16 protein-coding genes and 1 pseudogene are annotated in these 20923 nt (G+C 61.2%); 13 read left to right on the forward strand and 4 right to left on the reverse strand.

What is annotated here, in order from left to right; all coding sequences use genetic code 11:
* Positions 1–219: 219 nt before the first annotated feature.
* From OEG82_RS22115 to OEG82_RS22135, 5 genes are all read left to right on the forward strand, one after another.
* Complete coding sequence (locus OEG82_RS22115; protein WP_267614506.1) at positions 220–1320, forward strand: ABC transporter ATP-binding protein; 1101 nt, start codon at positions 220–222, stop codon at positions 1318–1320.
* Positions 1321–1399: 79 nt separating this feature from the next.
* A complete protein-coding gene (locus OEG82_RS22120) occupies positions 1400–2509 on the forward strand; it encodes an extracellular solute-binding protein (protein ID WP_425497614.1) in 1110 nt (369 codons plus the stop codon).
* A gap of 85 nt (positions 2510–2594) precedes the next feature.
* On the forward strand, positions 2595–4178 hold the full coding sequence (locus OEG82_RS22125) for an ABC transporter permease (RefSeq protein ID WP_267614508.1): 1584 nt from the start codon (positions 2595–2597) through the stop codon (positions 4176–4178).
* Between the two features lie 439 nt (positions 4179–4617).
* Positions 4618–5361, forward strand: a complete 744-nt coding sequence (locus OEG82_RS22130) for an ABC transporter permease (protein WP_425497663.1) — start codon at positions 4618–4620, stop codon at positions 5359–5361.
* A gap of 180 nt (positions 5362–5541) precedes the next feature.
* Complete coding sequence (locus OEG82_RS22135) at positions 5542–6774, forward strand: aminopeptidase P family protein (RefSeq protein ID WP_267614509.1); 1233 nt, start codon at positions 5542–5544, stop codon at positions 6772–6774.
* 45 nt (positions 6775–6819) lie between these two features.
* On the opposite strand, the gene OEG82_RS22140 is transcribed toward OEG82_RS22135, so the two are convergent.
* Positions 6820–7614, reverse strand: a complete 795-nt coding sequence (locus tag OEG82_RS22140) for a DeoR/GlpR family DNA-binding transcription regulator (protein WP_267614510.1) — start codon at positions 7612–7614, stop codon at positions 6820–6822.
* 241 nt (positions 7615–7855) lie between these two features.
* Between OEG82_RS22140 and OEG82_RS22145 the strand changes: the two genes are divergently transcribed.
* The 5 genes and pseudogenes from OEG82_RS22145 (at position 7856) to OEG82_RS22165 (ending at position 15374) form a co-directional block, all read left to right on the forward strand.
* Complete coding sequence (locus OEG82_RS22145; RefSeq protein WP_267614511.1) at positions 7856–8842, forward strand: ABC transporter substrate-binding protein; 987 nt, start codon at positions 7856–7858, stop codon at positions 8840–8842.
* A gap of 143 nt (positions 8843–8985) precedes the next feature.
* Complete coding sequence (locus OEG82_RS22150) at positions 8986–10008, forward strand: quaternary amine ABC transporter ATP-binding protein (RefSeq protein WP_267614512.1); 1023 nt, start codon at positions 8986–8988, stop codon at positions 10006–10008.
* Between the two features lie 2 nt (positions 10009–10010).
* The gene (locus OEG82_RS22155) at positions 10011–12035 is read left to right on the forward strand and encodes an ABC transporter permease (RefSeq protein ID WP_267614513.1); all 2025 of its coding nucleotides are present in this window, start codon (positions 10011–10013) and stop codon (positions 12033–12035) included.
* A gap of 3 nt (positions 12036–12038) precedes the next feature.
* Positions 12039–12935, forward strand: coding sequence for a choline/ethanolamine kinase family protein (locus OEG82_RS22160; protein ID WP_267614514.1), 897 nt, complete (start codon positions 12039–12041; stop codon positions 12933–12935).
* Positions 12932–15374, forward strand: a pseudogene (locus tag OEG82_RS22165) (GcvT family protein). Before OEG82_RS22160 ends, OEG82_RS22165 begins: the two are co-directional and overlap by 4 nt.
* An 86-nt stretch (positions 15375–15460) precedes the next feature.
* On the opposite strand, the gene OEG82_RS22170 reads toward OEG82_RS22165, so the two are convergent.
* Complete coding sequence (locus tag OEG82_RS22170) at positions 15461–16252, reverse strand: MipA/OmpV family protein (RefSeq protein ID WP_267614516.1); 792 nt, start codon at positions 16250–16252, stop codon at positions 15461–15463.
* Positions 16253–16373: 121 nt separating this feature from the next.
* Positions 16374–17006: a class I SAM-dependent DNA methyltransferase gene (locus OEG82_RS22175; RefSeq protein ID WP_267614517.1), complete on the reverse strand. Its 633-nt coding sequence runs from the start codon at positions 17004–17006 to the stop codon at positions 16374–16376.
* Positions 17007–17119: 113 nt separating this feature from the next.
* Between OEG82_RS22175 and OEG82_RS22180 the strand changes: the two genes are divergently transcribed.
* The 3 genes from OEG82_RS22180 to OEG82_RS22190 all read left to right on the forward strand — a co-directional run bounded on the left by OEG82_RS22180 (position 17120) and on the right by OEG82_RS22190 (position 19600).
* Positions 17120–18031 carry a choline/ethanolamine kinase family protein gene (locus tag OEG82_RS22180; RefSeq protein ID WP_267614518.1) on the forward strand — a complete coding sequence of 304 codons (912 nt, stop codon included), beginning with the start codon at positions 17120–17122 and terminating at the stop codon, positions 18029–18031.
* A gap of 63 nt (positions 18032–18094) precedes the next feature.
* A complete protein-coding gene (locus tag OEG82_RS22185) occupies positions 18095–18799 on the forward strand; it encodes a type 1 glutamine amidotransferase (RefSeq protein WP_267614519.1) in 705 nt (234 codons plus the stop codon).
* A 189-nt stretch (positions 18800–18988) separates the two neighbouring features.
* Positions 18989–19600, forward strand: a complete 612-nt coding sequence (locus OEG82_RS22190; protein WP_267614520.1) for a hypothetical protein — start codon at positions 18989–18991, stop codon at positions 19598–19600.
* A gap of 82 nt (positions 19601–19682) precedes the next feature.
* On the opposite strand, the gene OEG82_RS22195 is transcribed toward OEG82_RS22190, so the two are convergent.
* A complete protein-coding gene (locus OEG82_RS22195; protein ID WP_267615048.1) occupies positions 19683–20909 on the reverse strand; it encodes an ABC transporter substrate-binding protein in 1227 nt (408 codons plus the stop codon).
* Between the last annotated feature and the right edge of the window lie 14 nt (positions 20910–20923).

A 20923-nucleotide genomic window follows, 5' to 3' on the forward strand; every position in this document is an offset into this window, starting at 1 on the left:
TTATTCTCGGCCTTTCTTTTTATCCTTGCCGGAACGACTTGGACGTTGCTGCTTATTTGAATCTTGCAGATTCATATCGGTTGTGCGGGTGGACAGCTGGAGCTGTATCTGCAAACATCAGACTTGTTGACATATCGACAGGATGGCAACCGGCAAACCAATTGTCGGACCGTCTATAAGGGGAAGGGCGCAACAGCCCGTAGCAAGTAGGAGCGTGTTTTGGTATCAACCAACACGGATGATGGCTTCGTCGTATTCGACGGCGTCCAGAAAAGCTATGACGGTGAAAATCTCGTCGTAAAGGATCTCAATCTTTCAATTGCCCGGGGCGAGTTCCTCACAATGCTTGGACCATCGGGGTCCGGCAAGACCACCTGCCTGATGATGCTCGCAGGCTTCGAGACCGCCACCAACGGCGCGATCAGGCTGGGCGGCAAGGAAATCAACAACATTCCACCGCACAAGCGCGGCATTGGCATGGTGTTCCAGAATTACGCCCTGTTCCCGCACATGACGGTGGCCGAGAACCTCTCGTTCCCGCTGGAAGTGCGCAAGATGGGCAAGGCCGAGCGCGAGGCCAAGGTCCAGCGCGCCCTCGACATGGTACAGATGGGCGATTTCGGCGGCCGCCGGCCGGCGCAGTTGTCAGGCGGCCAGCAGCAGCGCATCGCGCTCGCCCGCGCCCTGGTGTTCGAAGCCGAACTGGTGCTGATGGACGAACCGCTCGGCGCGCTCGACAAGCAGTTGCGTGAGCACATGCAGTTCGAGATCAAGCATATTTCCGACAATCTCGGCATCACCGTGGTCTATGTCACCCATGACCAGACCGAGGCGCTGACCATGTCTGACCGCGTCGCCGTCTTCGAGGATGGCCGCATCCAGCAGCTGGCGCCGCCGGACGAACTTTACGAACAGCCGCAAAACAGCTTCGTCGCCCAGTTCATCGGCGAAAACAACACGCTGATGGGCAAGGTCGAAAAGATCGACCAGGACAGCGCGCTGGTCCGCCTCGACAATGGCGACCTCATCGACACCGTCCCCGTCAATGTCAGCAATGTCGGCGACCGGACGCTCGTCTCCATCCGCCCCGAGCGGGTCGAGTTCAACCGCGAGCGGCTTCTGCCCGACGCCCACACGCTCAAGGCCGAAGTGCTGGAATTCATCTATATGGGTGACATCTACCGCACCCGGCTCCGTGTTGCCGGCAAGGAAGATTTCATCGTCAAGACCCGCAACGCGCCGGATCAGCGCCGGCTCAAGCCGGGTGAAATCATCGAGATCGGCTGGCGTCCGCAGGACTGCCGCGCGCTCGACGCCTGAGACTTTCAGACCATACCCCCAATGTCTGCCCGGGCCGTGGGGGGAATTACAAACGGGTATCCTAACAAGGAGAACAAGAATGAAATTCAAACTAGCAACCCTGTTGTGCGGAGCTGCACTGGCAACGACCGGCGTACACGCCCAAGATGCCAAAATGTCCGACACCCTGACCCTCGTCAGCTGGGGTGGCGCCTATCAGAAGAGCCAGATCGCGGCCTATGCCGAGCCCTATCAGGCGATGCACCCGGAAGTGACGATCGTCTGGGACGAAAGCTCGGCTGAAGCGGTCGCCAAGCTGCGCGCCATGAACGAAGCTGGCAACATCACCTGGGACCTGGTTGACGTTGTCGCGGCCGATGCCATCCGCCTGTGCGATGAAGGCCTGGCGATGGAATTTGACGCCGACGAACTGCTGGCGGCTGCCCCCGATGGCACACCGGCATCCGAAGACTTCGGCGACCTGCTGGTCAGCGACTGCTTCATTCCGCAGATCGTCTATTCGACCACTTTCGGCTATCGCACCGACCTGGTCGGCGACACACCGCCCACCAATATCTGCGACGTGTTCGACCTTGAGAAATATCCCGGCAAGCGTTCGCTCGAGAAGCGCCCGATCAACAACATGGAATGGGCCCTGCTTTGCGACGGTGTCGCCAAGGCCGACGTCTATGACGTGCTGGAAACAGAAGAAGGCCAGACCCGTGCACTGGCCAAGCTCGACACCATCAAGGACCAGGTTGTCTGGTGGTCGGCTGGCGCCGATACGCCGCAGCTGCTTGCTGATGGCGAAATCGTCATGGGTTCGACCTATAACGGCCGTCTCTTCAGCCTGATCGAGGAACAGGATCAGCCTGTCGCCATGCTCTGGGACGCCCAGGTGTTCGACCTTGACGGCTGGATCATCCCGGACGGTCTGCCTGCCGATCGCCAGGCCCGTGTCGAGGACTTCGTGAAGTTCGCCACCGACACGCAGCGTCTTGCTGACCAGGCCAAGTACATCTCCTATGGTCCGGCTCGCTCGTCGTCCGCACCGCTGGTGGGTCAGCATGCCGATCTCGGAATCGACATGGCGCCGCATATGCCGACCGATCCGAACAACGCAAAGAACACCTTCCTGTACAACTACACATGGTGGGCTGATTACCGCGACGACCTGGATGCCAAGTTCCAGGCCTGGCTTGCCCAGTAATCACTGACATTGCGGGAGGGGCCGTTTGCGGCCCCTCCCAAGCCACCCGACATGATTTGACGCGACAGCAGGACGGACGGCCCCTATGACCGATGCCACCCACACTCCTTCAGACGGTGCGATGCTGTCAGCTGACGGAATGCCGCTGAAGAAGAGCCTGCAGATTGCCCTTCGCCGGCAGAAGCTCCGGGCGCTGATGCTGATCGCGCCGCTGCTGCTGTTCGTGCTGATAAGCTTCATTGCCCCGATCGCCGACATGCTGTTCCGTTCGGTGGAAAACGATATCGTCTCGGAAACCCTTCCGCGCACTGTCATAGCGCTGCAGAACTGGGATTATGACGACGGCAATGCCGAGGCGCCCGACAGCGATGTCTTTGCGGCGCTCTATGTCGACCTCTCCGAGGCTGAAGAATTCAAGACCCACACAAGGCTCGGTTCGCGTCTCAACTACGAGACCACGGGCATGTCCTCGCTGCTGCGCAAGACCGGCCGCGGCATTGGCCGTCTGGACACCGACATCTACACCGAGCAGTTCGAGGCGATCGACCCGAAATGGGCTGACCCCGCCGTCTGGACGGTGATGATGGAACAGCCCGGCATCGCCGAGGCCTTGCCCGAGACCGCCTCCGCCTGGAAGTCCTGGCAACGCATTGTCACCAACAAGGGTGACGTGCTGGCCGAGGAAAAGCCTGAGGACTTCGTCTACACCACGCTTTATCGCGACCTGTCCACGCAGCCGGCATCGGCCATCAATGCCTATGGCGGCGCCGAGGCCGATCTCCTCAAGGCAGCGGACAGCGCTGTCGACGGCTTCGAGACCGTTTCGCTCCGCGACGAGTTCATCAAGATGGACAAGGACTGGGCCGATCCGCAGGTCTGGGGCACCATCGAGGCCTTTTCCTCGCCCTATACCGCCGGTTATTTTCTTGCCTCCGTCGATCTGCAGCTGACGCCGTCCGGCATCGAGGAGCAGCCTGAAAACCAGAAGGTCTACCTGCTGCTGTTCGGGCGCACCATGTTCATGAGCATGGTGATCATGGGCTCGTGCATCCTGCTCGGCTACCCGATCGCCTATCTGCTGTCGAACCTGCCGCTCAGGACCTCGAACCTGCTTTTGATCCTGGTGCTGCTGCCGTTCTGGACGTCACTGCTGGTGCGAACCTCGGCCTGGAAGGTGCTGCTGCAGCAACAGGGCGTGATCAACGACATTCTGGTCTGGCTTGGCCTGGTCAGCGACGGCGACAGGCTGGTGATGATCAACAACCAGTTCGGCACCATTGTCGCCATGACCCACATCCTGCTGCCCTTCATGATCCTACCGCTCTATTCGGTAATGAAGACCATTCCGCAAACCTATGTGCGCGCCGCCAAATCGCTTGGCGCCACGGACTGGACTGCCTTCTGGCGGGTCTATTTCCCGCAATCGGTGCCGGGCATCGGCGCCGGATCTATCCTCGTCTTCATCCTGTCCATCGGCTACTACATCACCCCCGAACTGGTGGGCGGCACGACGGGCACCTTCATTTCCAACCGGATCGCCTACCACATCTCGTCCTCGCTCAACTGGGGCCTCGCGGCCGCATTGGGGACGATCCTGCTGGCGGTCGTGCTGTTGCTCTACTGGGTCTATGACCGCATCGTGGGCATCGACAATGTGAGCCTGGGATAGACCAATGCGCAAATCAACCAAGCCTGAAGTCGACCTCATCCGCTTCGTTCTGCCGATCATGGCGCTTTCCGGGGCAGCCTTCGGTTTCCTCGTCGGCACCGCCAACGGGTCGCCATTTACAGGAACCGTCATCGGCGCCATCTGCAGCGTGGCCCTTGGCTGGGTGCTGGCCACCTTCGTGCCGTCCAAGCGCACCGGCATTGCCGCGACAACCGTGCTGTTCGCACTTGCCGGCCTGCTGATGGCCGGAACCGGCGGCATTGTCGGCGGCCTGATCGTCGGCTTCGTGCTCGGCTGGCTGAGCTATTGGCTTTCCACCGGCAGCTACCGCTCCGGGACACAGATCTATGCAACGCCCGGCCAGGTGCTGTGGCACAACACCTACAAGCTCATCTGCGGCGTGATCTTCTTCTTCCTGATCGCCCCGATCCTGACGGTGATGCCGTTGAGCTTCAACGCCGAAAACTTCTTCACCTTCACCCCGGCCATGCTGTCCTTTGATCCCGAAGGCTATTCGCTCAAGCATTACCGCGACTTCTTCACCAATCCCGACTGGCAGCAGGCGCTGAAGAATTCGGTGCAGATCGCACCCGCGGCGACCATCATTTCGGTCTCGCTCGGCACACTCGCCGCCATCGGCCTGTCGCAACCGCATGTGCCGTTCCGGCGGGCGATCATGGCGATCCTGATTTCGCCGATGATCGTGCCGCTGATCATTTCCGCAGCCGGGATGTATTTCTTCTATTCCCGCATCGGCCTGCAGGGCACCTATATCGGCGTTGTTCTTGCCCATGCCGCGCTTGGCATTCCCTTCGTCATCATCACCGTGACAGCGACGCTGGTCGGCTTCGACAAGTCGCTGACCCGGGCTGCGGCCAATATGGGCGCCAACCCGGTGACCACCTTCTTCAAGGTGCAAATGCCGCTGATCCTGCCGGGCGTGATTTCGGGCGGCCTGTTCGCCTTCATCACCTCCTTCGACGAAGTCGTGGTGGTGCTGTTCGTCGGCTCGGCCGGGCAGAAGACCCTGCCCTGGCAGATGTTCACCGGCCTGCGCGAACAGATCTCGCCGACCATCCTCGCGGTCGCCACGCTTCTTGTCATCGTCTCGATGCTGCTCTTGACCACGCTGGAACTGCTGCGCCGCCGCTCCGAACGGTTGCGGGGCCTGTCGCCGGGCTGACACTGACCGGACCGCATTGATCTGAGCTGACGTCGCGAACCGGCCAAGCTATGTCAATTCGGGGATCGGATTTGGCATCATTCTCGGCTACATTGCCGGAACCGGTTTCACTTCCCGGTCAGGCCAACGCTCGCGGCACTAGGGTCGCGGGCCATCAGGCCCAATCGAAGCGATTCTCACATGACACATCTCACCAGCACTGACGACATGCTGCATGTCTTCCAATGGAAGAATGGCGAGAAGGAATTCTCGCCGTTCTCGGCCACCGAAATGGACCGGCGCCAAAACGCCATGCGCGCCCATCTCGCCGCCAAAGACATCGATGCCGCGGTTTTCACCTCCTATCAGGGCATCTGCTATTATTCGGGTTTCCTCTACTGCTCTTTCGGCCGCAAATACGGCTTCGTGCTGACCCCGGACTCCGCCACGACAGTCTCTGCCGGGATTGATGGCGGCCAGCCCTGGCGGCGCAGCCATGGCCACAACATCATCTATTCCGACTGGCGCCGCGACAATTTCTTCACAGCGATCAAATCACTCATTCCGACGGGTGCCCGCCGCGTCGGCATAGAATTCGACCATGTTTCGCTCGATTTCCGCACACTGCTCGGCGACGCCTTTCCGGGCGTCGAATTCGTTGATGTCGCCGAAGCCTCGATGTGGATGCGGACAATGAAATCCACCGAGGAACACGCACTGATCCGCGAGGGCACCCGCATTTGCAATGTCGGCGCCCGCGCGGTGATGGAAGCGATTGCGGAGGGCGTGCCGGAATATGAAGTATCGCTCGCCTCGACCCAGGCCATGGTTCGCGAAATCGGCAAGAGCTTTCCCTTTGTCGAACTGATGGACACCTGGACCTGGTTCCAGTCAGGCATCATGACCGACGGCGCCCACAACCCGGTCACCAACAAGAAGATTGCGCGTGGCGATATCCTGTCGCTCAACTGCTTCCCGATGATCTTCGGCTATTACACCGCCATCGAACGCACCCTGTTCTGCGAAGAGGCATCCGACGCCCATCTCGATCTGTGGCAGAAGAACTGCGCGGTGATGAAGGCCGGATCCGACATGATTGCGCCTGGCAGAAAATGCTCTGATATCGCCCTGGCGCTCAACGATATGTATCGCGGCTGGGACCTCTTGAAATACCGATCCTTTGGCTATGGCCACTCCTTCGGCGTGCTGTCGCATTATTATGGCCGTGAGGCCGGCGTCGAACTGCGCGAGGATGTAGACACGCTGCTCGAGCCGGGCATGGTAGTCTCAATGGAGCCGATGATCATGATCCCGGAAGGAACACCCGGTTCCGGCGGGTATCGCGAACATGACATTTTCATCATCACCGAGACCGGCGCGGAAAACATAACCAACTTCCCCTACGGCCCGGAAGAGATGATCATCCGGCGGTAGCGGCGCGCCAGCCCCAAACCAGTGAAGCCGCTGCCGGCAGTGGCTTCACTTTTCACCGCCGTCTTTGCCTTTGCCGGCTCTTGGACCCGCGATGATCAGCCGTGTGCCTGCAGCATCGAGCGCCGCAGCAATTTCGCCAGACACCGGTTCATCGGTAATCAGACAACCGATCGCCTCAAAGCCCGCCACAGACACCAGCCCCTGCCTGCCGAACTTGGTGTGATCGCTGACCACATAGCTTTGCGCGCCCCGCGACAGCATCATCCGGGCGAACTCGGCTTCCTCCAGATCGAAATCGATCACTCCGGATTCAGCATCGATCGCGCCGGCGGAAATGATTGCATGGGCGACCGAGAATTTGGCGATGAACTCGATGGCCGAAACCCCGAAAGCGGCGCCGGAATCGCTTCTGAGCTCGCCGCCGGCCATGTAGACCTTGTTGCCGTTGACCGTGGCCAGCGTCCGGGCAATGTCGGAGGAATTGGTCACCACGGTCAGTCGCCTGTGGCCGAGCAGTTCCCGCGCCACAAAGCTGGTGGTGGTGCCGGTGTCGAGCATCACCGAATCGCCGTCATGGATCAACTGCGCCATTTCCCGCGCGATGCGGCGCTTGGCTTCGGCATTGTCGCGCATGCGGCGCTGAAAGGGAGCTTCTCCGACCTGTCCCGCAAGTCCGACCGCGCCATGGATCTTCAGCACCGAGCCGTTTGCGGTCAGCGGGCGCACGTCGCGACGCACGGTCTCAAGCGAAACGCCAAGCCTGGCCGCGAGACCGGAAATGGTCACGGTACCCTCGTCAGCCAGTATCCGCATGATCTCGGTATGACGTTTGGACAGCATCGGCATACACCTTCTGATCTGCCTGATTTCTAAGCGACTATTGCCGCTTTATCAATCGAAACAAACATAACCGGGCATCAAAGCAAAAAATAACCACAGAATTGATTGACAAGGGCGGGGGTGTGGTGTGGGATCGGGCGGTTAACAAGTAACGCACGGCTGCGCTGAAATCAGGTCTTTGCAGACCAGAGCGATCCGGCGCCGGAATGCGGGACACAACAGGGTGAACAGGAGGCTCGACATGCATTCAGCCAATCTATTTTCCGGCCGCACTTTCAGGCAATTGACAGCGGCGCTCGTCATTTCGAGCGCTTCTTGCATTGGCCTGTCCGCTTCGGCTCTGGCGCAGGATTCCACAGACCCGATCAAACTGACGCTCCATGACTGGACCGGTCAGCTGATCACAACCGAAATCATGGGCGAAGTGCTCAAGAAGGCCGGTTATTCCATCGAATATGTCCAGGCCGACTATCTGGCCCAATTTGCCGGACTCGAATCCGGCGATCTGCATGTGGCCATGGAGATGTGGGAAACCACGGGCCGTGACGCCATGGATGCGGCCACCGCCACCGGCAAGGTGGAAAATTTCGGTCCGACCGGCATGAAGGCCAAGGAAGAATGGTGGTATCCCGCCTACATGACCGAGCAGTGCCCGGATCTGCCGAACTGGGAAGCGCTGAAGGACGAAGCCTGCGCAGAAGCCTTCTCGACTGCGGAAACCGCACCCAAGGGCCGTTACCTTGGTGGACCTGTGACCTGGGGTGGCTTTGACGACGAACGTGTCGAGGCGCTCGATCTGCCGTTCGAAGTCATCCATGCCGGCACCGATGCAGCGCTCTTCGCCGAACTTGAAAGCGCCTACCAGCGCAAGGCCCCGATCATGCTGTGGATCTACGCCCCGCACTGGGCTCCTGCAAAATATGACGGCGCCTGGGTCGAGTTCCCGGAATATTCCGCCGAGTGCTACAATGACCCCGCAACCGGCATCAACCCGGACATGGCCTATGACTGCGGCAAACCGTTCGGCGAAATCTGGAAGGTCGGCTGGGCCGGCGTGAAGGAAAAATGGCCCGGCGCCTATGACGCCATCAAGGCATTCACCATCGACAATGACGAGATGGGCAAAATGATCACCGAGGTCGATCTCGACGGCAAGACAGTCTCGGCTGTCGTCGGCGAATGGATGGACGCCAATGAAGACCGTTGGTCGGGCTGGATCAAGAAGTAAGACTCCAATCGGATGCCCCGGCATCTGCCGCTGACACCGCAACCGGGCGATCGCGCCCGGTTGCGCATCACGGGTGACGGACCGGCGCCGCACCGACCGGTTCAAACCGCCATATCTTCAAGCGTTCCCCGTACGAGTTCTCCATGACCACTCCAGAAGCCAAGCTTGTCTGTCGCAATGTGTGGAAACTGTTCGGCACCGACGCCGCCAGCTTCCTTGCCAGCCACGACGGCCATACTGATGCTGCGGCAATTGCCGAGGCTGGTCTGGTCGGTGCGGTGCGGCAGGTTGATCTCGACGTGCATGAGGGCGAGATCTTCGTCATCATGGGGCTGTCGGGCTCCGGCAAGTCGACGCTGGTCCGGCTGATGTCACGGCTGATCGAGCCTACCGGCGGCGACGTGCTGTTCAAGGGCGAGAACCTACTGAAAGTCTCGCAGGCGCGGATGATCGAAATCCGCCGCCACCAGATGGGCATGGTGTTCCAGCATTTTGCGCTGTTGCCGCATCTAACCGTACTCGACAATGTCGCCTTTCCGCTCGATATCCAGGGCATGAACCGCGCAGCCCGCGAGGCCCGGGCCCGCGAGATGATCGACCTTGTGGGCCTGTCCGGCAAGGAAGGCGCGTTTCCGCGGCAGCTCTCCGGCGGCCAGCAGCAGCGCGTCGGCATCGCCCGTTCCCTCGCCGTCGAACCGGAAATCTGGTTTCTCGACGAGCCCTTCTCGGCGCTCGACCCGCTGATCCGCCGCGAGATGCAGGACGAATTCATGCGGCTGCAGACCAAGCTGCACAAGACCATTGTCTTCATCACCCATGATTTCGACGAGGCCATCCGCCTGGCTGACAGGATAGCCATCATGAAGGATGGCGAGATCGTCCAGGCCGGAACGCCCGAAGAGATCGTGCTGACACCGGCCACATCTTACGTGGCAGAATTCACCAAGAATGTAGCTCGCGCCAAGGTGATCCGCACCCGCAGCCTGATGGTTCCTGTGGAGGGTGGCCATGTGGAAGGACCGCGCGTATCGGCACGGTCCACCATTGCCGACGCGGCACCGATGTTTCTCGACGGTATTGTCCAACTCGCAATCACCGATGACGCCGGTCAGGTCGTCGGCAGGCTCGACCGCGAAGCGGTTGTTTCGCTGATGTTGCAGGGCTGACCATGGCACTGTCCGGCGCGCCCCTGTTGGAACCCGAGACAGCGCAGCGGTCCGCACCGTCGGTCCGGCTGCCGATGGCCTGGCTGCTTGCCGTCGTCGCATTTGTCGTGTTCTGGCTCTACGCCAAGCCCTTGCTGCCTGCGGCCTTCGACTACCCCAAGGCCTATATAGTGAAGCTCGCCAAATGGATCAGCACCGCGATGAAATGGCTGATCGACGAGGCCACGTTCGGGCTTTTCACCTTCACCGAGTTCACCCGTTTCGTGTCAGCGGTGCTGGATGTGCCCTACACGCTTGCGGCGAGCCTGCTGTCGACCGGCTTTCTCGAAGGCAGCGGCTCGTCGGCGATCCAGCTCGTGCCGCCGCTGCCCTGGGTGGCGGTGATCGGCCTGGTGATGCTGCTCGGCCACTGGCTTGGCGGCAAGCCGCTGGCGCTGTTGTCCGGCGGCTGCTTCCTGTTTCTGGCGGTGTTCGGGCAATGGACCAGCGCCATGATCACGCTTGCCTCCATCCTGGTGGCGGCACCGCTGGGCGTGCTCTTCGGACTGCTGTTCGGTGTTGCCGCCTGGCGCTGGCGCTGGGTCGAGCGGATGATCATGCCGCTGCTCGACCTGATGCAGACCATTCCGGTGTTTGCCTATCTCGTGCCTGTCCTTTTCCTGTTCGGCTTTGGCCCCACCGCAGCCGTGATCGCCACCCTGATCTTCGCCACCCCGCCGATGACCCGCATCGCCATTCTGGCATTGCGCGCCGTGCCCTCCGAGATCATCGATCTGGGGCACATGGTCGGTTGCACCGAACGCCAGATGACCTGGCGGGTGATGGTGCCGGCGGCGCGCGAAAGCCTGATGGTCGGCATGAACCAAGTGATCATGCTGTCGCTCAACATGGTCATCATCGCCTCGATGATCGGCGCCGGGGGCTTGGGCTTCGATGTACTGGCCGCTTTGCGCCGGCTCGATTTCGGCGCAGGTCTGGAGGCCGGCTTCGCCATCGTCGCGCTGGCCATTGCCATGGACCGGCTGAGCCAGGCCGCCGCCGAAAAGCTCTCCGCGCCCTCGGCCGAAATCCGGACGTCGGGTCTGCTTGCACGCTATCCGCATCTGGTCGCCGCGGTAGCGCTGGTGCTGGCAACCGTCCTGGTGGGCTATCTCGTGCCGGGAATCCACACCTATCCGGAGGCACTGCAGCTATCGACCGGCACCTTCTGGTCCGAAGTCGTGGCCTGGATCAACATCAACTATTTCGACACGCTCGAAGCGATCAAGAACGCCATGCTGCTCAATGTGCTGATCCCCTTCAAGCGGTTTCTGGCTGACCTGCCCTGGCTGGGTGTGACGGCGTTTCTGGGCTTTGCCGGCTACAGGCTTGGCGGCTGGCGGCTGGCCCTGCTCACCATCTGCCTGCCGCTGTTCATCGCCGCGACCGGTCAATGGGAAAAGGCGATGATCACCGTCTATCTCTGCGGCATCTCCGCCGTGCTCGCCGCAATGATCGGCATCCCCATAGGCATAGTCTCGGCCACCCGCGACCGGCTCTGGTCCTGGGTGCAGCTTGCCATCGACACGCTGCAGACCTTGCCGAGCTTTGTCTACCTGATGCCGGCGGTGATGCTGTTCCGAGTCGGTGATTTCACCGCCATGATTGCCGTCGTCGCCTTCGCCATCGCGCCGGCCATCCGCTACACCGCACTCGGCATCCGCAAGGTCGACCCGAAACTGATCGAGGCCGGTCGCGCCATAGGCTGCACCGAATGGCAGATCCTCACCCGCATCCGGCTGAAACTGGCGCTGCCCGAAATCCTGCTTGGATTGAACCAGACCATCATGTTCGCCCTGTCGATGCTGGTGATCACCGCGCTGGTCGGCACCCGCGATCTTGGACAGGAAGTCTATATCGCGCTGACCAAGGCCGACACCGGCAAGGGCCTTGTTGCCGGCCTGTCGATTGCGGCGATTGCCATCATTGCCGACCGCCTGATCTCGGCCGGCGCCCGCCACGCCCGCCGCCGCCTTGGTCTGGAGTGACCCATGACTGACCCTGCCACCCTTGACCACATCCGCGCCCTGCCCTGCTTTTCGGGCCGTATCGACGTCGAGCCGCTGACCGGCGGGCTGAGCAATGAAAGCTGGCTCGTCACGGACGCTGCCGGCCGCCATGTCGTCCGGCTCGGCCGCGACTTTCCGTTCCACCATGTCGACCGCAAGCGTGAAGTGATGACCGCTCGCGCCGCTCACGAGGCAGGCTTTGCCCCGCGGGTGGAATATTCCGAGCCCGGCATCATGGTCTCTGAGTTTCTCGATGCAAAAACCTTCGAGCCGGCCGATGTCCGCGCCAATCCCGAACGCATCGGCCGGTTGATCCGCGATTTCCACACCACCATGCCGCGCCACATCGAAGGCGCAGGATTCATGTTCTGGGTCTTCCACGTCATCCGCGATTATGCCCGGACGCTGAAAGCCGGCCAATCGCGCATGGCTGACCAATTGCCGGCCTGGCTTGAAATCTCCGATCGCCTGGAAGCCGCCCAGTCACCGCTGCCGATCGTCTTCGGACACAACGACCTGCTGCCGGCCAATTTTCTCGACGATGGCCACAAGCTCTGGCTGATCGATTTCGAATATGCAGGGTTTTCAACGGCCATGTTCGACATCGCCGGTGCGGCCTCCAATGCCGAAATGACGGAAGACCAAGCCGCTGCGCTGCTTGAGGCCGCCCTCGGTTCCGCTCCGGATGCAGCACTGACGAAATCCTTCCACGCCATGCAATGCGCCTCGCTTCTGCGCGAGACATTGTGGAGCCTGGTCTCGGAACTGCATCTCGATGCGCCGGGTGTCGACTACCAGGCCTACACCGCTGAGAATCTCGCGCGCCTCGACGCCGCGCTCGACCAGTACCATTCGACCCATGGAAAGACATCATCATGACCCTTCCTGACAGAGCGCAGATCGTCGTCATCGGCGGCGGCATCATCGGTTGCTCGACCGCCTACCATCTAGCCCGCGACCACAAGGCCGATGTCATTCTGCTCGAACAGGGCCAGCTGACCTCGGGCTCGACCTGGCATGCCGCCGGTCTTGTCGGGCAGCTTCGGTCGTCCGCCTCCATCACCAAGGTGCTCAAATATTCCGTCGATCTCTACAAGCACCTCGACCAGGAAACCGGCCTTGAAACCGGCTGGAAAATGTCAGGCTCGCCTGCGGCTTGCCACCAACCAGGACCGATGGACCGAATACCGGCGGCTGGCCACCACCGCCCAGAGTTTCGGCATGGATATGGAATTGCTTTCGCCGCAGGAAGCCAAGGCCAAGTTCCCGCTGATGCAGGTCGACGATCTCGTCGGCGCCAGCTGGCTGCCGACCGACGGACAGGCAAGCCCCTCCGACATCACCCAGTCGCTGGCAAAGGGCGCGCGCATGCATGGCGCGAAGATCCATGAAAATGTCCGGGTCACCGGCTTCGACATGACCGATGGCCGCATCACTGCGGTCAAGACCAGCAAGGGCGACATCGCTTGCGAGAAGGTGGTCAATTGCGCCGGACAATGGGCGCGCCAGATCGGCGTCATGGCCGGCATCAACGTGCCGTTGCAGCCGGTCAAGCATCAATATGTCATCACCGAAAAGATCGACGGGCTGTCGAGCGATGCACCGACCATTCGCGACCCCGACCGCCGCACCTATTTCAAGGAAGAGGTTGGCGGGCTGTCCTTCGGCGGCTACGAGCCCAATCCGTTGGGCTGGACCACCGGCGACGTGCCCAATGACTTCGAGTTCCAGCTGTTTGATGATGATTATGACCATTTCGAACAGCACATGATGCAGGCGATGGAGCGGGTTCCCGCGCTTGCCAATGTCGGCGTCAGGCAGATGATAAACGGTCCTGAGAGTTTCACCCCGGACGGCAATTTTATCCTTGGAGCTGCGCCGGAATGCGCCAACATGTTTGTCGGCGCCGGCTTCAACGCCTTCGGCATTGCCTCGGGCGGCGGCGCCGGCTGGGTGCTGGCGCAATGGGTCATCGACGGCGAAGCGCCGCTCGATCTCTGGGTGGTCGACATCCGGCGCTTTTCCGAGATGCACAAGGACCGGCAATGGGTCAATGACCGCACGCTCGAAGCCTATGGCAAACACTACGCCATCGGCTTCCCGCATGTGGAATATGAATCCGGCCGCCCCCGCATCGTCTCGCCGCTCTATGACCGGCTCAAGGCGCATCGCGCGGTCTTCGGCTCCAAGCTCGGCTGGGAGCGCCCCAACTGGTTTGCGCCAGAGGGGACGGAACCGCGCGATATCCCGACGATGGGGCAACAGAACTGGTTCGAGGCTGTCGGCGAAGAACATCGCCATGTCCGCGAAAAAGTCGGCGTTTTCGATCAGTCCTCCTTCGCCAAATATGAAATCAGCGGTGCGGATGCGCTTGCCGCGCTCAGCCATATCTGTGCCAACACCGTGACCAAACCGGTCGGCCGGCTGACCTACACCCAGCTTCTCAACAGCCGCGGCGGCATCGAGGCCGATCTGACGTTTGCACGGCTTGCAGATGAGAAATTCTATGTCGTCACCGGCACCGGCTTCCGCACCCATGATCTGGCCTGGATCCGGGAACATGTCCCCGAGGGCGCCGATGTACGGATCGAGGACATCACCGAGGCCTATGGCACGCTGTCACTGATGGGACCGCATGCCCGCGATGTGCTGGAGAAGGTCACCAAAGCCGATGTCTCCAACGAGGCCTTCCCCTTCGGCCATGTCCGCGAGATCGACATTGCCGGCAGCACGGTGCGGGCGCTGCGCGTGACCTATGTCGGCGAACTGGGCTGGGAACTGCACATCCCGATCGAGGCAACCGGCGACGTCTTTGATGCGCTGATGGCAGCCGGCAAGGCCTGGGACATCCGGCCGATCGGCTACCGGGCGCTGGAATCGCTCAGGCTTGAAAAGGGTTATCGCGCCTGGGGTTCGGACATTACTCCCAATGACACGCCGTTCGAGGCCGGGCTCGGCTGGGCGGTAAAACTCAAGTCCAATACCGAGTTCAATGGCGCTCCCGCGCTTCGGGCGGTGGCCGGAAAGCCGCTGACCAAGCGCTTTGCCGGTTTTGTCATCGACGATCCCGATGCCGTGCTGGTCGGCCGCGAAACCATCCTGCGCAATGGCAAACCCGTGGGCTATCTGACCTCCGGCGGTTACGGTTACACCATCGGCAAGAGCATCGGTTACGGCTATGTCCGCAATGAGGGCGGCATCTCGGACGAGTTTCTCACCAATGCCAGTTACGAACTGGTGATAGCCCTTGAGAAATTCCCGGCCAGCATCCATCTCGGCCCGCTGGTCGATCCGGCCAACGCCAGGGTCAAGGCCTGATCAGGCAGTCCTGCAAACCGCAAAGACAAAAAAGGCGCGAGATTGTCTCTCGCGCCTTTTGTCGTGAATGAAGGCCGGAGCCCGGATCAGAAGTCGAACTGGAACTTGCGGATCAGGCCGATCTTGGCGGTGTACTGATCCTTCGAGCCTGCGGCGATCAACGGCGAATCGGCTGCATCGCCGACCAGGCGGTTCCAGCTCGCACCGGCTTCGCCAGCCCAGTTGTCGTTGAAGTCGTAGCGGACATTGGCTTCGATGCCCGCCGATTTGATGCCGCCGCCGGCATTGTAGGCGGCGAATCCGGACGTGACCGATTCCGCAGCCGTCACACCGAAATAGGTGTTGGTGTAGTCCGAAGAGGCAAAGGACAGCCGCGGCCCCAGGGACAGGGTCAGAGCGTCTATCGGCATGATCGCATAATCGGCGCCGATTTCGCCAACCACGCCATTGTGTCCGGTCACGCCATAGCGCAGTTCGCCAAAGACGCTGACCGGGCCGGCGGTGTATTTCAGACCGGCGCCAAGTTCGATTGAATCATCAACGGTGTTCATGCCGGCCAATGCCGGCTCATCGCTGGCGTCGCGTTCGCCGATATAGCCGAAGGACGGCTTGAAGGACAGGCCCTGGCCGTCACCGCCACCGAGCGAAAAACCGTTGCCAAGCCGGAGATAGTTGAAGCTGATGATCGGGTACGGGCTCAGCAGATAGCGGCTCGAGCCTTCATAGCTTGGCGCCACCACGCCACCCAGTCCGAGTTCGAAACCGATCCCGGGAACAGTCGCATCCTGTGCAGACGCCGTGCCCGTCACGGGCAGCATCAACATCGCAGCGCCAAGGCCAAGCATGGTGGTTCTGATACGCAGGGTGTGCAGGGTCATGGAAACTCGCTCTCGGTTAGGGGGCAGCCGGGTTCGGGCTTGCCGCGGGCAGTAGCATTCATCATTTTATGATTTGTCTAAATATTGCCTTTCCTTCCGGTATCAAGGGTCGTTTCGACGCTTATAGTACCTTCAGTGCAACACATCGGCTCGGTTCGGTGCCCGCTTCACCCGGCATTGAAATATAGGGACCGGTGTCGTCGATCAGCTTGAGCATGTTTCTGGCCTCGAAACCCGCGACATAAGCGGCAAAGGCGCTGCCCCACATCAGGTCCTTGATGGTCAGCACGATGACGCCGCCGGGCCGGCAGATCCGGATCAGATCGTCGAGTCCCTCTACGCCGACATGGCCTGCGGTGAACACCCCGGTGGAAATGATCGCGGCGAAGCGGTCGCTCGGAAATGGCAGTTCGCCCCCCAGCGGCGCCTGATGCAGGGCCGAATAGACCCCCTTGCGCGCGGCCACCTTCAGCATGCCTTCCGAGATGTCGAGCGCTTCGGCCTCCGGGTAGCCCGTGATTGCCAGCCATTCGCCGATCAGGCCGGTGCCTGCGCCGGCATCGAGCAGCGGTGCCGCCCCCTTTTCAACGTGACGGGCAAGCATTGCCAGTCCGATGGCCGGGTGCCGGTAACCGATTGCCGACATGTCGGCATCATAGGTTTCCGCCCAGGCATTGTAGACCCTGGCCAGCTCATCGGGCTTCTGTGCCGAATAGACCTGCCCCAGCCGTGCCGTCTTGTCCTGGTCGCTCATCAAATCTTCCCGTCGCGATTGAAACTTTGTCAGTCAAACCATAGCCTTGCACGACGCAATGTGGAACCTTGCCACGGACGATATTCCGGCAAAAGCGGTCAATGGAGACGAATATGGACGACGAAAACGAAGCGCGGCTCTCGCATGCCCTGGCCACGGTCTCGGCGCTGGACGGCCATATCGGGCCGGTCGAGCGGCTTGGCGGGCTGACCAATCTGGTGTTTCGCGTCGGCGATTACTGTCTGCGGCTGCCAGGCAAGGGCACCGAGGAATATATCAACCGCGAACACGAGGCGGTGGCGGCGCGCGAGGCAGCAGCGGCCGGCGTCAGCCCCGAGCTGATCCATGCCGATGCGGCCACCGGCATCATGGTCACCCGCTTCATCGAGGGCGCCAAAACCATGACGCCAGCAGCCTTTGCCGCCGACCCCGGCTCGGTGCGGCGCGCCGGCGAAGCGTTCCGGCAATTGCACCAATCCGGTGCCGAGTTTCCGTTCACTTTCGAACTCTTTGCCATGATCGATGACTATCTGGGCATCCTGTCGAAAAAAGATGTGGCGCTTCCGGAAGGCTACCACGATGTGGTTGCCCGGGCCGACGCCGTCCGCGCCGCCCTTGCCCGGCAGTCCCTGCCATCGGTGGCGTGCCATTGCGATCCGCTATGCGAAAATTTCCTCGACACCGGCGAACGGATCTGGATCGTCGACTGGGAATATTCCGGCATGAACGATCCGATGTGGGATCTTGGCGATCTTTCGGTCGAAGGCGGTTTCGACGCGGCCCAGGACCGGGCCCTGATGCAAGCCTATTCCGGAGGCGCGCCGGATCCCTCCGATCACGCCCGCATGGTCATCTACAAGGCAATGTGCGATCTTTTGTGGACCCTGTGGGGGCTAATCCAGCTCGCCAACGACAATCCGGCAGAAGATTTCCGCGCCTATGCCGATGGCCGTTTCGACCGCTGCAAAACGCTCATGGCCAGCCCCGAATTCGCCGACAGCCTGAAAACACTGCAAACCAACTGACGCCCGGCCGCCCCGTGGCCGGTCATCGTCAGCTCCTGTTCCCATTCTCGCCAGGTCACTGCCATGCGGATCCTTATCATTCAGCATTCGGACAAGGAGCATGCCGGTGGCTTTCGGCCGCTTTTTGCCCGCGACGGCCACGAGATCTCTGCCTGCGTCGCCCCCGATGAAATCGGCGATGTCGACCTTGATGGATTCGACGGTCTCTGGGTCCTTGGTGGCCCGATGCAGGTGTGGCAGGCGGAGGAATTGCCCTGGCTCGCGCGTGAGGTCGAGGTGATCCGTGACGCGGTGCTGGTTCGAAAGTTGCCCTTCTTCGGTATCTGCCTCGGCCATCAACTGCTGGCGCAAGTGCTGGGCGGCAGCGTGGCCCCGGCAGAACGATCAGAGGTTGGCCTGATGCATGTGCAGACATCCGGCGAGCCCGCCATGTTCAGCGGCCTGCCCGGACGATTGCCCTGTTTTCAGTGGCACAGCGCCGAAGTCAGTCACCTTCCGCACGGCGCTGGCATTCTTGCCAGATCCGCGCATTGCGCTGTCCAGGCCATGAGCTGGGGACCAACCGTCAGTTCGGTTCAGTTCCACGCCGAAATCGACACGGCCACACTTGCCGACTGGTATGAAATCGAAGGCTGCGAGGACATGCTGCGCCAGGAAATAGGCAATTTGGCCGATCATGTTTTTGACACTCTTGCCGCTGCCGAGGCCGATCTCGGCCGCATCAGGGCCAGCCTCTACCGGCATTTTCTCGCCGGTTTCGCGCCCTAGCGCCGCGTCTGCAAACCTCAAGTCACATTTGGAACTTAATTCGGCAAGCGACGTTGAAGGGGCAGTGGCCGAGGCGTGGTGCTGGCCTGTTATATCCAAGGAGATTTCCAATGCATGGAATTATTTACCTCGTCGGCCTCGTGGTCGTAGTCATGTTCATCCTGTCGCTTCTCGGCCTGCGTTAAGATCATGGAACCGACCGCAGTCGAAACTGCACCGATTTACTCGGAAAATTTGCCCAACGGCCAATCCTATCTTGAATGGGGCGCCGTATGGGGTGGTGGCGTCGTCGCCGTTGCCACAACCATCGTCCTCGGACAATTTGGCGGATCCGCCGGTCTGGCGCTGGGCGAGCCGATGCTCGCCAATGGTGACCCGTCCTGGCAGGTCGTTGTTGCCAGCCTCTGGCTGTTCGTCACTGCCCTGGCAAGCTCTGCCGGCGGCGGCTACATCGCCGGACGCATGCGCAGCCGCTGGAGTGATGCCGCCAAGACCGAAGTCGAGTTTCGCGATGGCGTCCACGGCCTGTCCGTCTGGGCCATCTCGACCATGGCCGTTGCCGGTTTCGCAGCCGTTGCCGCTGCATTGTCGAGCATCGGCGTGGAAGCAACCACCGCTTCGGACATTCCGGAAAACGTCGTCGAATACACCCGCACCATCAGCGTCGTCTACGGATTTTCCTCCGGCGCCGCTGCTGCTCTGGGTGCAGGCGCAGCCTGGTGGTTTGCCAGCCTCGGCGGCAGTCACCGCGATGAATCGACAGATGTGCATCTGTTGACCCCGGGCTTCCTGCGTCGCTGATCGAAGGCTTTCATCAAACGCATAAGGGGCGCCTCATGGCGCCCCTTTTTTTGCTGCCAGCACCTGGCATGGCAATGGACGCCTATTTCATCGAGGCCTTGACCTCGGCCACGTCCGCGGCAGTCATCTGGCCATTGGTGACGACCTCGCCACCCTTGATCTGCCACAGCCGGAACGGGCCGGAAATGTCGCCATACTGGTCAAACGACACATTGCCGATCACGCCCTGATAGTTGATCGCCTTGCCGTCATTGATCAGGGCCAGCGCCTTCTTGAACTCGTCCGGTCCGGCATAGATCACTTCACCTTCCGGATCGACCACCGAACGGATGGCGTCGCGGATGGCGTCGGCTTCCGCCTTGCCGGCCTTGGCCACGGCCAGTCCGACGATCGCGCCCGCATCATAGGACCGGTCGGCTGCCGGCGCCGATGGCGCAATACCGTCGGAGAAGGCTTCGTAATTGGCATAGAAATATTTGGTTGAATCGGTCTCGGTGGTGCCCGACGAGGTGCCATAGGCGCCCTCGAGATAATCCGCGCCGACGGCCTCGATGAAATCTGTCGAATTCATGCCGTCATTGAGCAGAAATTTCTGCGGTCCGCCCTGGCTGATCCAGGCCCGCGCCACGGTGGCGCCGTCGACGGGATAGCTGATCAGATACAGCGCGTCGGGGCTGCCTTCCATGGCAGCGGTCACTTCGGCGCTGTAGTTGGGCTGGTTCTCGTTATAAGGCGTCGCCGAGGTGATCTCGCCGCCGAGCGCCTCATAGGAAGCGGTGAACTCGCGCATCAAATTGAGGCCGAAATCATTGTTCACATGGATGATGGCGAGCTTGGTCAGGCCCGAATCCATCGCGTATTTTGCGGCGGCGATGCCCTGCAACGCATCCGAGGTGATGGTGCGGAAGAAATAGCCGCCGGTCTTGCCGTCACGGCTGAGCTGCGTCAGCGTCGGGCTCGAGGACGCCGGCGAAACCTGCACGACGCCGGCCGCGGCCGTCACCGAGGTCAGGATCGGGATCGACACCGAGGAGATGATGCCCCCGATCACGACCGGAACCTGCTTGATGTTGACCAGCTGCGTCGCCTGGTCGACCGCCACATTGCCCTGGCTCTGGCTGTCACGGGTGTCGGTCACCAGATCGCAGCCGAGCACGCCGCCGGCTTCATTGATGTCGCGAAATGCCATTTCCACGGATTTTGCCCCGGCCTGACCATAGGCGCCGGCCGGTCCGGTCAGTTCCATCACCATGCCGATGGTGATGTCGCAGGCTTGTGAACTCAATGCCGATGCGCAGAGCATGGCCATAGCAAGGCCCGATT

This window comes from Hoeflea ulvae (assembly GCF_026619435.1).
GTDB lineage: Bacteria > Pseudomonadota > Alphaproteobacteria > Rhizobiales > Rhizobiaceae > Hoeflea > Hoeflea ulvae.